A 12,684-nucleotide genomic window follows, 5' to 3' on the forward strand; every position below is an offset into this window, starting at 1 on the left:
TTTTTGCAACTTATTGATAACAAGAAACTTACAGGGGTACTAAAATAAATAACTTTTAGTCTATTTTTCTACCTTTGCTTTAACTGTTTTGTCAATATATTTCTTTATCTTTCTACGTTAAAACTCACACAGATTCATCGAAGGCTTAGAGATCAAAGGAGTATAATTGCAATGTTTATTGGCAAAAATAACAAAGATGTTAATAATCTGTGTAGAATATCTCTATTACTTTTTTTGTTTCGTCGGAACCTCCATGTATTGTTTTTAACTCCGTCTTTTCTCTGCTTATCTGTGTGCCTTATTATGTAATAGGTTTGTTTTTATCACTCCATATTTTGATAGAGTCAAATATAAGAATAGGTATAAGATTATGGCTGTTGTTTATTATTTCTTACATAAGCTTCACTGTTACTGGGGTTACTTCTTTGATAATAAACGGTGATAGTATCACCAATATGTAGACTTTCATATTCTCCATATTGTTTACCCCTACCTTCATAGGTTTTCTGATCTACGTTATATGAATAGGAGTAGTAAGGAGTTGCGCGAATTTTATAAAGTCTATTGACTACACCTTTAGTGTAAGCTGGGTTCTCAGCAATCTTGCTACTCTTCCATACATGCCATAAAGAGATTCCTAACAGTGCGATAACAAGATAGGCTATTGAGCGTTGATGCTTTCCTTTCATTTGTCAGATTGAGCTTTATTATTCAACTTCTCCTTCATATAGTTATGAAGACGGTGTGTAAACTCATAGTTTTTCAGTCCCCATTTGGGTGCTATGAGGAGGTCGGGGGGGCTCTGACTGACAAAGCGTTCGAGTACAAGGTCGGGGCGAAGAAGGCTAATGTAATCTGCTATGAGCTTGATATACTCTTCAACCGTATAAAGGTGAAATGGCTTTTCAGCGTACATCTTTGCCAGACGAGTTCCACGAATAATCTGTAACTGATGAATCTTCAATGTCGTTAAGGGAAGAGAAGAGATGATTGGAGCTTGTCTTAAACTCTCTTTTGCATCTTCACCAGGTAGTCCGAGAATGATATGTGCACCGACACGGATACCACGTCGGGCAGTCTCTTCTATAGCTTTACGTGCACAAGCAAAGTCATGCCCGCGATTAACCAGTCGTAATGTCTCATCATTGCAGGTTTCCACACCATACTCAACGATGAGGAATGTGCGGCGATTTAGTTCTTCAAAGTAATCTAAGAGGTCATCATTGATACAGTCGGGACGTGTACCGATAACGAGTCCAACCACATCCTCCACAGCAAGTGCTTCCTCATAGAGCTTTTTAATATGGTCGTTAGTGCCGTAAGTATTGGTATAAGCCTGGAAATAAGCAAGATATTTCATTTCAGGATACTTGCCAGAAAAGAATCGTTTGCCGTCTTCAAGCTGCTGGGTTACACTCTTTCCATTATCGCAATAGGCTGGGTTGAACGTCTGGTTGTTACAGTAAAAACAACCGCCACGCCCAATCCTACCATCTCGGTTAGGACAGGTAAAGCCAGCATTAACTGATATCTTTTGTACTTTATAAGGGAACTGAGAGCGCAACCAGTTCCCGAAATCGCAATAATATTGTTCCATTCTTTTGCAAATATACGGAATATTTTATATTTTTGTGCTGTTAAAACTTGAATTTATGAAACGTATATTACTTCTGTTTGCAACAATGCTAACCGTATTTCAGTTGATGGCTGGAGAACCTATCTCTTTGAAAGACATTACTAATGGTGCTTTTGCAACTAAGCGTATCTCGGGTGTTAATCCTTTAAAAGGAACTTCTGAGTATGCACAAATCTCGTCTGATGGTCGTCAGGTAGTTAAGTATTCTTTTAAAACAGGTAGCTCTACAGGGGTTATCTTTGACCTTGCTGATGCAAAAGGCGAGCAATTAAGCTCCTTTGATGATTATCAGATCTCGTCTGATGGAAGTCGACTGTTATTACAAACGAATACAAATCGTATCTATCGTCGTTCGTTTACAGCAGACTTTTATCTCTATGATGTAAAGACAAAACAGTTAAAGAAACTGTCAAAAGATGGCTCTGAGCAGATTCCGACCTTCTCTCCTGATGGTCGTCAGATTGCTTATGTTCATCAGAATAACATCTATATTACAGATGGTGAGAATGTAAAGCAGGTTACTACGGATGGTGAGTTTAATAAGGTAATCAATGGTTTACCTGACTGGGTTAACGAAGAGGAGTTCGGCTTTAATAATGCACTTGCTTGGAGTGCAGATAGTAAGACGCTAAGTTGGATTAGATATGACGAGAGTGAGGTAAAGAGTTATACTCTACAGTTTTACAAAGGTTCTCACCCTGCATATGATATGTTTGATATCTATCCTGGTGATTACAGCTACAAATATCCAAAGGCTGGCGAGGCAAACTCAAAGGTTAGTGCATGGTCTTATAGCTTGAGTGATGGTGCTGTGCGTAAATATGATTTACCATTAGCTGCAGATGGTTATATTCCACGCATCAAGTCTACCTTTGATGCAAATAGAATTATCCTCTATACAATGAATCGTCATCAGGATGAGTTGAATCTCTATGCTGCTAATCCTCTCACAGGTACATGTAATCTACTGATAAAGGAGAGTGTACCTAAGTATGTGAAGGAAGAAGCTATGGAGGGTATTAGCATCATGAAGGATTATATTCTTGTTCCTTCTGACCGTGATGGCTATATGCACCTTTATTTATATAATAAGGATGGTAAGCTTTTACGTCAGATTGATAAGGGAAATTATGACGTAACTGAAATCTATGGATATGATGAGAAGACAGGAAATACCTACTTCCAAGCAGCAGCACGTAAGCCAATGCAGCGTGAGATATATGTTGCAGACAAGTCGGGTAGGTTGACTTGTCTTTCTGCTCGTGCGGGATGGAATGTTGCTTCGTTCTCAGGCGATTATAAGTATTTCCTCGATACATGGAGCGATAGCAATCATCCATACGTATTTGCTATCTATGATAACAAAGGTAAGGAGATACGTGAAGTGCTTAATAATAATGAACTGCAGGCAAAGTTGGCAAAGTATGGCAACACTGGTGTTGAGTTCTTTACATTTACAACCTCTGAAGGTGTGAAACTTAATGGCTGGATGGTGAAGCCTGCTAACTTCGATGCAACAAAGAAGTATCCTGTAATTATGCACCAGTATAGTGGTCCGGGTAGTCAGCAGGTTGTCGACAACTGGGGCGTTGGGTCTATGGGTAGTGGTGCAATGTTTGACTACTACTTAACACAAAAGGGCTATATCGTTGTTACTGTAGATGGTCGTGGTACTGGTGCGCGTGGTGCAGAGTTTGAGAAGTGTACTTATTTGAAGCTTGGCGATTTGGAATCAAAGGATCAGACAGAAGCTGCATTGTGGTTGGGCAAGCAAAGTTATGTTGATGCTTCGCGTATTGGAATATGGGGTTGGAGCTTTGGAGGCTTCAATACATTGATGAGTATGAGCGAGGGACGTAATGCGTTCAAGGCAGGTGTAGCTATTGCTCCACCAACGAACTGGCGCTATTATGACTCTGTTTATACTGAGCGTTATATGCGTACACCACAGGAGAATGCTGCTGGTTATGCTATTAATCCAATCAATAGAGCAGAGAAGCTTCATGGTAAACTCTTAATATGTCATGGCTTAACGGACGATAACGTACATCCGCAGAATGCCTTTGAATATTCTGAGGCTTTGGTTCAAGCTGATAAGGACTTCAAAGAGAATCTTTATACCAATCGTAACCATGGTATTTATGGTGGTAACACTCGTAATCATCTTCTGAGACAGGTTACTGAATGGTTTATCGAGAACCTGTAATAGGCGCTGATAAAAGAACTGTGCTGTTTGCTAAGCGCCCTTATGTATAAATGAACCATGCGTGTCTTACTACATAATATGATGATGACAAGGGGCTTTTAATTCATCTTTTACTGATGTGTTAATGCTCAACACATAGTGTGCTGATGCTTAACACGTCATGTGCGGATGGTAAACACCAATGGTGTTGAGTACTTAGTGTAGTGCAATATGATATTATCAGGGAACAAATTGTTGGTATTAAGGAGTTGTTCTATCAGATAACTGTAAATCAAAGGTGATGTCATATGGACGAGTATATTGTTCAAAGGTCTATCAGATAGCACTAATAAAGAAAAAACTCGGACACTGAATTGCTATAATCAGTGTCCGAGTTTTTTATGTATAGTTAGTTTTATCTTGCTCCTTAGCCAAAGAGACGCTCAAAGAAGCCTTTCTTTTTAGGCTTTTCTTCGCTTGTAGCTGCCTCGAGGTGTGTAGAATCAGCTTTCTTAGAGATTGTTTCCTTCTTAACAGCAGAATCATTTGCAGGGATGTCTTCACCCTCGATGATACCCGCAGTACCCCATTGTGCAGCAAGTATTGTGGCATCCTTGCGAGCCGTATCCTCGTCAATTTCATATTGACCGCAGATTAACTCTACGAGGTTATCTACTGTAAAAGAATCCATCTTCTGCACCTCTTCCCATAAGTATGCAGAACTTTCGTTCATAGATATAATATTGCTGAAGTCAATATTCTCATCTCCTTCTGCAACGATAATATGTTCTCCGCATACTTCACGGAGGTTGAAGCCATTCTTTACTTTCATTCTTATTGATAGTTTATATTATTATCTTTCTTTTTATATTCCATTAAATGGTGCCAAAGATAGGAATCCAGATACGTCTGTAAATACCTAATAAATATCTTCGGATAGGAAGAAGTCGAGTCCAAATAAAACTATATGACTTCCATTTCCAAGCATTTGTAGCATCCATCTTGTTTCGTCCTTTACGGTAGAAACCAATGACTGCTCCAACAATATTCTCTTTCTTACAATGCTCAACACCAAGGTTGCCATCACCGCGTAAGGTCACGTTGTCACCTTCTATGCTGTCAATACGATGTAAGACGAAGTGTCGTGGTGTTATCTCCGCTAAGACTGGGTCGCCAACTTTTATTGTGGAAGGCTTGACAAGCAAAGCTTTGTCACGGTCATTTTCAAGGAAAGGACGCATAGAATAGCCACGAAGGCGTAACGTAACAGTATGTCCTTCATTTAACATCTTGACAACTTCTGGTAGAAACTCTGCATTAGCAAACTGGATTTCAGAAGTCGTAAGTACTGTTTTTGACATAAGTTTTATCTTTTCGTTACGGTTTGATAGCACACTTCTGCTGCTTCTTGATTAGGCAAGCAATGTAACGTAAATATCCTCCCAGCTTCTACAATTTTTGTAATAGTATCACAAACGCCATTGTAAATGTCTGAATCCCACTTCATGCTGGAGCAAGAGGGGAGTAGTGAAGCAAATGCTGCAATAGGATTGGGCTTCTCAACAGAGTTTGTTGTAGCGCGGTCAATACGTGTAATAGCACCTAAACGAGCCTTGACATTGCGATAGCATGGTGTCTTACCACTCCATGGGCTACCATATATCCATGTTTCTCCATCAATGATTCTCACGATAGGATTGTCATCGTTCATGAGGTCACTGCCTGGAATATAGCGTAGCCACATACTAACCTGGGTTGACTTACCTGTTCCGCTCTTGGCAATGAAGGCATAGCCATAGCCATTGTTACGAACAAGAGATGCGTGAATCAGCAAGGTTTTCTTATGTGCACCAGCAAAGGCAAAGATAAGCATCAATGCATTATTAAGTCCAAAGGTGCGCATATTCTTGGTGCCATTGAGTGCACAACGACAGTCAGAGAAGTCTTTATTACTCTGTAGCAGACAACAATCAGAGCCATTAATGTCCTTGATAATATACTGATAGCTACCATCATCAACACGATCCACAATAGTATCACCATTTCCTGTATCGAAAGCACGGATACGTTGTCTCCTTTCCTTTGGAACTGGTCGAAGCGTATCGTCAACCGTTAAGCGGAAAAAGACATTCTCTGAAACCTCTTTGATTCTGAAAGGTTCAAACGAACTTAGCAAGTGCATTCCGTTGACATCAGTCTCACGGAATATAATTTGTATATCAAAGTCTGCTATTCTGAAGTTATTTATTTCCATCTTTAGAGGCTCTGCTTACTTTGACTTTGTGGTTTTAGTATTCACTTGTGTCTCTTCGTTTGAAGTATAGTTGTCTGGTGTTATAGTCTTATAGCTGAACTCTGCATCAGAGATAGACTTAACTATATATTTCTTCTTACCCTTTTCGTATTTATTTTTCAAAGCTGTGAACTGTTTCATAGCTTTATTCTCATTCTCAGCATACATCGTAACGCAAGTTGGATAGCTTACCAAACCATTGTTCTGAAGGTAATAACGGAGTTGATATGAGTAGTCTTCACGATTAGCAAGGAACTTAGTACGGTCGTTTGCAAGGTAGGCATCCACTTTCTGGATATTGGTCATATAAACCGTTGAATCATTAAAAGAGGCTGCAAAACCAAACATATATACCTTTGCAGGCTTGTATCCTTTTGCGTTACTACTATTTACCCATCCCAGCAGGAGTATTGCTATAATTAATACCTGACGTAATTTCATCTTAAATTAATATCTTACAATGTTAATGTTATTGTCCTAAATAAGCCTTCAAAACCTTGCTATTGGATAGTTGGCGTAGGCGTCTTATTGCTTTTTCTTTAATCTGTCTTACCCGTTCACGTGTGAGATTATATTTACTTCCTATCTCTTCCAATGTCATTTCACGTTGGTTAATTCCGAAGTAAGCCTCTATAACCACCTTCTCTCTATCCTCAAGTATCTGTAAAGCTCTTCCAATTTCTTCCCGTAGACTCTCTTCAACCAACTCTTTATCAGTTGATGGTGTGTTATCATTAGGAATAACGTCAAGTAAGCTACTTTGCTCGTCGTCATAGAATGGAGCATCTACCGAGACATGACGTGAATTAACTTTCATTGCATCAACAATCTTGTCTTCTGGTATATCAGTGTTCTGTGCTATCTCATCAATACTCGGACGGCGTTCGTTCTCTTGTTCAAACTGTGTCAATATCTTATTGATTTTATTGACAGAGCTTACTTGATTTAGTGGTAATCTGATGATACGACTTTGTTCTGCTATTGCTTGCAAGATGCTTTGTCTTATCCACCATACAGCGTATGAGATAAACTTGAAGCCGCGTGTTTCATCAAACTTCTCTGCTGCTTTGATTAATCCTACATTACCTTCGTTAATAAGATCGGGCAGAGAAAGCCCCTGATTTTGATATTGCTTTGCAACTGAGACAACGAAGCGCAGGTTAGCTTTCGTCAGACGTTCTAAAGCTTTTCGATCACCATTTCGAATCTTTTGAGCAAGCTCAACTTCTTCTTCGATACTGATCATTTCTTCGTGACCGATTTCCTGCAGATACTTATCAAGAGAAGCACTCTCTCGATTCGTAATCGATTTTGTGATTTTCAATTGTCTCATGTGCTTAGCATTATTTTAAGTGATGGCAAATTTACACAAATTCAATGAGTTAAACAAATAAAAAAGTAAAAAACTCACATAAGAATCTATAATGATTTTGTGTTGTGTATTAGGTTTTTGGTCTTTTAACGGTTTCTTGTTGACTGATAGGTGTTTTATTGGTTTGTAATGGTTGAATATTCTTTTCATGTTCATACAACGTCTTTTAGTGCGATAAGAGGTGGTTAGATTTGGATTCTTGGTGGTTATTATGTTGCGTTTATAGGGTGAGAAGAGGGTTCTTACGATAAATGCATAGAACGTTAATAGAATAAGATTAATCCACTTACATGCTATGATTAGCTCCGATTAGATGGTTTTATAAAAGGGGATAAACTACATGATACGTGTAATTAGGTGTGATTTCCATTCGGTTTCTACAAACAACTTATTCCCTTATTAGTTGAAGTTTGTAAACTATTTTCATGTGATTCGAAACCAATATATGCTCTTTTGGCTTCTTAAAGACGCCTAATTGGCTTGCAAAAGATGCTCTTTAGAACCCTTATTAACGCCCTTTTGGAGTGCAATTAAGCACCTTTTGTTTTGCTGTTTTATAACTGATTGATATACTGTTGGTTATAAAGCTGCTTTTCATATGTGTTTTTGCCGTTGTTTATAGATGTTTTTACTTGGTATTATGTAATGATTTTTCAAGGTGTTGCCTATCAAAAAGTAATCCCCCATTCTTGTATCTAAAACCAAGAATGGGGGAATTCTTATTTTGTCAGCTTTTCAGCTGAAAGTTATCTGTCGTTAATCAGCAAGAGGAATAGCGAAGTAAGCCTTCTTACCAGTTGGGTAAATACCCTGAACGTAGAGAACTGGGTCCTTGCTGGTAGATGCCTTCTTAACGATATTCTGCAAGTCGTCAATATTCTTCACCATGGTCTCGTTTACATTCTGAATGATGAAGCCACGATTGATTCCGGCAGCCTTCAATGCACCATTGTTAACCTTCAGTACCTCAAGACCATAGTTGATGTTCAACTGCTTCTTAAGGGCATCTTGTACTGGACGGAACTGACCACCAAGAACGTCGATGTCAGCCTGCTCAATTACCTTTGTCGTACCCTGTGCATTCTTCAGTGTGATAGTCTTTGAAATCTCTTTCTTATTGCGGATGAAAGTAACGGTTGCCTTATCGCCAGGACGCTTGCTGTTGAGTGCCTGCTGAAGCTCAGACATACGTGTTACCTTTTGTCCGTCAAACTTAGTGATAACATCACCCTTTGTCAAACCTAAGGCTGCACCATTTCCTTCCTCTGAAACCTCGCTAACGTAAACACCTGCATTTGTACCAAGGTCAACGTTCTTGCCTTCTTCTTTCTGAGCATTGATGAAGTTCAGTACGTCACCACCTTGAATGCCGAGCATTACACGTTGTACGCTACCATACTTCTTAATATCATCAACAACCTTATTCATTATTGATGTAGGGATTGCAAAACCGTAACCACTATATGCACCAGTCTGTGAGTAGAGCATAGCGTTGATACCTACTAACTCACCCTGGGTGTTAACCAATGCACCACCAGAGTTACCTTGGTTGATGGCTGCGTCAGTCTGGATAAAGCTCTCGATACCATTGCGCGTAGCACCCAAACCACGTGACTTAGCACTTACGATACCAGCCGTTACGGTATTGTTGAGGTTGTAAGGGTTACCTACAGCAATTACCCATTCTCCAACTTTCAACTTGTCTGAGTCGCCAATAGGAAGGGTAGGGAGGTTTGTTGCGTTTACCTTTAGCAGTGCAAGGTCAGTCTGCTTGTCAGTGCCAACGATGCGAGCAGAGAACTCACGGTTGTCATTCAGTGTGACTGTCAATTCATCAGCACCCTCAACAACGTGATTATTCGTTACGATATAACCATCAGGTGAAATGATAACACCGCTACCTGTAGCCTCCTTCTTAGGAGTCTGAACCTGCTGACGGCGTGAACCATTACCTTGGTTAGGATTTCCAAAGAAACCGAATGGGTCAAAGAAACCACCAAATGGGTCATCTTGAACCTCAACGGTTTGTGTCTTAGAATTCTGTACATACTTAATGTGAACGACAGCTGGAAGCGCTTTCTCAGATGCGTATGTGAGGTCAACTGGCTGACCAGGAGCTACAACTGGGGCTTCTGCAGCATACACTTTGATGAAGGCGCCAGTAGAAAAGGCGAGGGCTGTAACACATGCCGCGCCTGCCAAATACTTTGATAAATTCTTCATATTCTTAATTATTTGTTCGTTAATTACGTTTTTATGTGTCAAGCCGTCATTATTTGTAAATGTCTTGTTGACATATTCTGGAATGCAAATATAGGAGCAAATTTTGTAAAACCGACAATTTGTCAGTTATCTTTATCCGATTTTAACAATTAAAATTTAACACTTAACGACTATTAATCTGATGTGATGTAAATTTTGCATTTATTTGTTTTGGGTAGTTGTTTTATTCCTAATTATCATCTTATTGTTTTAATAAGTTGACAAAATGAAAGGAAATGTAAGTCGTCGTATCATGTGGTTGATGTAATTCGACTCTTTGGAGAGGGCTTTTGGTGAGTGAATAATTTAATACTTATAGGCACTTAAAGGTATGGCAGAGATGCTAAAACTACTGTATGTTGTGATTATTTTTATGAAAAGAAATATTCATTGTCATGAAAATAATTTCGTAAAGGTATACTCTAATGTGTGTAAAGCATTGTTTTATAATACGTAGAGCATAGGTATAAATAGGTGTAAAGGTAGCTTTAAGAATCTTGTTTATAGCTTGATATGCTATTATGTTGTTATAATTATCTTAATGTCTATGTGTTTAGGTTCACACAATAACTTCTTTCTGTCTTTTTATACTATCTCTTTTCGTGGCTAAGTTTAGATTATCATTGAAATATTTTGGCTTTTCCATGTTTTCCATTATCTTTGCATTCTGATAAGGCAGTGTTCCGGCTCTGTCGCTGGCATCTGTAATGGATGCGAGAGGAAAGTCCGGGCAGCATAGGGCATCCTGCTTCCGAAAATAGAAGCTATTGGTGACAGTAGATGTAGGCAGAAGAAAATAACCGCCACGCAGTAATGTGTGGTAAGGGTGAGAAGGTGGTGTAAGAGACTACCAGCAGGCGGGTGATCGTCTGGCTGTGCCGTTCAGGAGCTGCAAGTTCATGTAAACCGTTGTTTGAGGGTAGCCCGCCCAAGCGCAAGCACAATGGAGGGTAGAATGCTTTAATTGCAAGGTGACTTGTAATATAGATAAATGACAGGCATCTTCCTATTATCGAAAGATGAGGAAGAAACAGAACCCGGCTTATAGGAACACTGTTTTATTTTTCTTTCATATACGCCCATCTTCTCACATTCTGTTTGGAATGATGGAGGAGAGTTGGGAGTTTTTTATTAATATAAAAACATTGGAGAATCATGAAAGATTTAGAAGAACAGTATGTAACTGTGTTGGATGATTTTCAACACACTGTAGAAAATAAAATCAGAAACCATAAAGATGAAGTGGGCTTCCCTCAGTTACCAGATAATGTTAGTGAGGAGGAACTTTCTAATTATCTTTTTGATTACCAAGCGGCTTTGGATAGTGAGGGTACAGAGCGGTCACGTTATACAATAGCGGGCTTCCTTTTGTGCTTACCGATATTGATAATGTCGGCATTTCCAGACGATTCGCTACCTTTTAAAGGAATACTGAATGTGTTGGCTGCTATCGGTGTCGGCTTGGTTCTCTTCCTTCTTTATAGGGTAATGATGAAAGTTTTAGTGCGTAATAAGATTCGTCGTGCTAATCAAGACTATCCAGAGGCGAAGGCTTATGTAGACCGAGTTATGGATTTTAAGTAAGTTTTGTTAATGATTTAGTTGTAGTATGGAATTACCTGATTTTCAAAAGTATAAAGATAAGTTTACCCAACAGGGTTTCTTTGATAAGATTCAACGTGTAGCAAAGCGTGCTGGTGCTAAGTTGGTATATGTGGCATTGATTTTGTATTATTTGATACAAAGTGATAAGGTGTCACTTAAGGATAAGGCTATTATCATTGGTGCATTGGGTTATCTAATCTCACCGCTTGATGCTGTGCCTGATGCTATTCCTATTGCAGGACTATCAGACGACCTTGGTGTTTTGCTTTACGTATTAAATAAGGTGTGGTCTTCTGTTGATGATGATATGAAAAAGCAGGCACGCGAAAAGCTGTCAAAGTGGTTTGATGATGATGAGATGGAGGTAGCAGAAGATATCTTTACGGAAGATACTACTAATACTCCAGTGTGAAAAGTAGAATAAGTAGGAAAAGATGTGGCAGTATGTTGTCTTAGCCATAGTGATTTTATCAGCTGTAGGCTATGTGGTTTATCGTACGTGGCAATCGTTTCGAGCAGCAAGTGATCCATGTCATGGATGCTCAGGTTGTACCATTCATAATCAGTTAAAGAAAAAGCAAAAATTGGAAGGTCGTAAGAAGCCCGCTTGTTTTAAATAGTTTCATTTAAGAAACCTATCAATAGGATTACTTGAACTTATCTTTTTGCTCGATGTCTGTGAAAGATTCTTGGTATCTTACATGAAGAAGATTTTACGTAATCTTTATTGAAAAAAGTTTCTGAATTGTTTGGTTAAACCGAAATAATTGATTATCTTTGCACTCGCAAATCGCAATTATGATTTGTAATAGAATGGTGCTTGGGCCGGGAGGTTAGGCAATGGTCTGCAAAACCATGTAGAGCGGTTCGATTCCGCTAGGCACCTCAAAAGACTCTCAGTATTGGGAGTCTTTTTTATTTCTATAACTTTGTCAGTACATCATTAGTTGCCCCCCATACAGTCCAATGTTTCGTCAGCGGTATGATGGTAATGGGTATAGAAAACAAAAGAGTTGTAATCAAATGATTATAACTCTTTTGTGGGTAGTGATGGATTCGAACCACCGAAGCTAGAAGCAGCAGATTTACAGTCTGCCCCATTTGGCCACTCTGGAAACTACCCAAGGTGGTGGGCGTTGACGGATTCGAACCGCCGACCCTCTGCTTGTAAGGCAGATGCTCTAAACCAGCTGAGCTAAACGCCCTTACTTTTCGTAAGCGGTTGCAAAAGTAGTCATTTTATTTTAATTGTGCAAACTTTATCATGGTTTTTTCTTCTTTTTTCTATTATATGACAAAGAAATGTTCTTTTAGAGTAGGTGCGGTATGGT

General features: G+C 39.1%; 11 protein-coding genes, 3 tRNA genes and 1 other RNA gene. 5 read left to right on the forward strand and 10 right to left on the reverse strand.

Features of this window, described 5'->3' with window-relative positions; genetic code table 11:
* Positions 1-368: 368 nt before the first annotated feature.
* Positions 369-689 (reverse strand): DUF3592 domain-containing protein, encoded by a 321-nt coding sequence (locus FIU21_RS06930; RefSeq protein ID WP_004360826.1) that lies wholly within the window; start codon positions 687-689, stop codon positions 369-371.
* The gene (mnmL, locus tag FIU21_RS06935; RefSeq protein ID WP_004360827.1) at positions 686-1,597 is read right to left on the reverse strand and encodes a tRNA modification radical SAM protein MnmL/YtqA; all 912 of its coding nucleotides are present in this window, start codon (positions 1,595-1,597) and stop codon (positions 686-688) included. Before mnmL ends, FIU21_RS06930 begins: the two co-directional genes overlap by 4 nt.
* A 55-nt stretch (positions 1,598-1,652) precedes the next feature.
* Between mnmL and FIU21_RS06940 the strand changes: the two genes are divergently transcribed.
* The gene (locus FIU21_RS06940; RefSeq protein WP_172891342.1) at positions 1,653-3,842 is read left to right on the forward strand and encodes a S9 family peptidase; all 2,190 of its coding nucleotides are present in this window, start codon (positions 1,653-1,655) and stop codon (positions 3,840-3,842) included.
* Between the two features lie 406 nt (positions 3,843-4,248).
* Here FIU21_RS06940 and FIU21_RS06945 read toward each other — a convergent pair whose 3' ends face one another.
* From FIU21_RS06945 to FIU21_RS06970, 6 genes are all read right to left on the reverse strand, one after another.
* Positions 4,249-4,653 carry a PqqD family protein gene (locus FIU21_RS06945; protein ID WP_004360830.1) on the reverse strand — a complete coding sequence of 135 codons (405 nt, stop codon included), beginning with the start codon at positions 4,651-4,653 and terminating at the stop codon, positions 4,249-4,251.
* Between the two features lie 43 nt (positions 4,654-4,696).
* The gene (locus FIU21_RS06950; RefSeq protein ID WP_004360831.1) at positions 4,697-5,182 is read right to left on the reverse strand and encodes a S24/S26 family peptidase; all 486 of its coding nucleotides are present in this window, start codon (positions 5,180-5,182) and stop codon (positions 4,697-4,699) included.
* 5 nt (positions 5,183-5,187) lie between these two features.
* Positions 5,188-6,075, reverse strand: coding sequence for a hypothetical protein (locus FIU21_RS06955; protein WP_004360832.1), 888 nt, complete (start codon positions 6,073-6,075; stop codon positions 5,188-5,190).
* Between the two features lie 15 nt (positions 6,076-6,090).
* Complete coding sequence (locus tag FIU21_RS06960; protein WP_004360833.1) at positions 6,091-6,555, reverse strand: hypothetical protein; 465 nt, start codon at positions 6,553-6,555, stop codon at positions 6,091-6,093.
* A 28-nt stretch (positions 6,556-6,583) separates the two neighbouring features.
* Entirely contained in the window at positions 6,584-7,447 is an 864-nt protein-coding gene (locus tag FIU21_RS06965; RefSeq protein WP_004360834.1) for a sigma-70 family RNA polymerase sigma factor, read from the reverse strand.
* Positions 7,448-8,242: 795 nt separating this feature from the next.
* Positions 8,243-9,709 (reverse strand): trypsin-like peptidase domain-containing protein, encoded by a 1,467-nt coding sequence (locus FIU21_RS06970; RefSeq protein WP_036886623.1) that lies wholly within the window; start codon positions 9,707-9,709, stop codon positions 8,243-8,245.
* 714 nt (positions 9,710-10,423) lie between these two features.
* On the opposite strand from FIU21_RS06970, the gene rnpB reads away from it, so the two are divergent.
* The 4 genes from rnpB (at position 10,424) to FIU21_RS06995 (ending at position 12,239) form a co-directional block, all read left to right on the forward strand.
* Positions 10,424-10,809, forward strand: an RNA gene (rnpB, locus tag FIU21_RS06975) — RNase P RNA component class A.
* Positions 10,810-10,903: 94 nt separating this feature from the next.
* Positions 10,904-11,332, forward strand: a complete 429-nt coding sequence (locus tag FIU21_RS06980; RefSeq protein ID WP_004360836.1) for a hypothetical protein — start codon at positions 10,904-10,906, stop codon at positions 11,330-11,332.
* A gap of 25 nt (positions 11,333-11,357) precedes the next feature.
* The gene (locus FIU21_RS06985) at positions 11,358-11,765 is read left to right on the forward strand and encodes a YkvA family protein (protein ID WP_004360837.1); all 408 of its coding nucleotides are present in this window, start codon (positions 11,358-11,360) and stop codon (positions 11,763-11,765) included.
* 403 nt (positions 11,766-12,168) lie between these two features.
* Positions 12,169-12,239 (forward strand) — tRNA-Cys (locus FIU21_RS06995).
* Positions 12,240-12,394: 155 nt separating this feature from the next.
* On the opposite strand, the gene FIU21_RS07000 is transcribed toward FIU21_RS06995, so the two are convergent.
* Together FIU21_RS07000 and FIU21_RS07005 are read right to left on the reverse strand one after the other, a co-directional pair.
* Positions 12,395-12,476: transfer RNA gene (locus FIU21_RS07000), tRNA-Tyr, on the reverse strand.
* Between the two features lie 4 nt (positions 12,477-12,480).
* A tRNA-Val gene (locus tag FIU21_RS07005) sits at positions 12,481-12,558 on the reverse strand.
* Positions 12,559-12,684: the final 126 nt, after the last annotated feature.

Source organism: Prevotella melaninogenica (assembly GCF_013267595.1).
In the GTDB taxonomy this organism is placed as follows: Bacteria; Bacteroidota; Bacteroidia; order Bacteroidales; family Bacteroidaceae; genus Prevotella; species Prevotella melaninogenica_D.

Coding starts and splice junctions, on each gene's coding strand:
- FIU21_RS06980 (WP_004360836.1), top strand. CDS start 10,904: ATGAAAGATTTAGAAGAACAGTATGTAACTGTGTTGGATGATTTTCAA.
- FIU21_RS06950 (WP_004360831.1), bottom strand. CDS start 5,182: ATGTCAAAAACAGTACTTACGACTTCTGAAATCCAGTTTGCTAATGCA.
- FIU21_RS06930 (WP_004360826.1), bottom strand. CDS start 689: ATGAAAGGAAAGCATCAACGCTCAATAGCCTATCTTGTTATCGCACTG.
- FIU21_RS06965 (WP_004360834.1), bottom strand. CDS start 7,447: ATGAGACAATTGAAAATCACAAAATCGATTACGAATCGAGAGAGTGCT.
- FIU21_RS06985 (WP_004360837.1), top strand. CDS start 11,358: ATGGAATTACCTGATTTTCAAAAGTATAAAGATAAGTTTACCCAACAG.
- FIU21_RS06955 (WP_004360832.1), bottom strand. CDS start 6,075: ATGGAAATAAATAACTTCAGAATAGCAGACTTTGATATACAAATTATA.
- mnmL (WP_004360827.1), bottom strand. CDS start 1,597: ATGGAACAATATTATTGCGATTTCGGGAACTGGTTGCGCTCTCAGTTC.
- FIU21_RS06940 (WP_172891342.1), top strand. CDS start 1,653: ATGAAACGTATATTACTTCTGTTTGCAACAATGCTAACCGTATTTCAG.
- FIU21_RS06970 (WP_036886623.1), bottom strand. CDS start 9,709: ATGAAGAATTTATCAAAGTATTTGGCAGGCGCGGCATGTGTTACAGCC.
- FIU21_RS06960 (WP_004360833.1), bottom strand. CDS start 6,555: ATGAAATTACGTCAGGTATTAATTATAGCAATACTCCTGCTGGGATGG.
- FIU21_RS06945 (WP_004360830.1), bottom strand. CDS start 4,653: ATGAAAGTAAAGAATGGCTTCAACCTCCGTGAAGTATGCGGAGAACAT.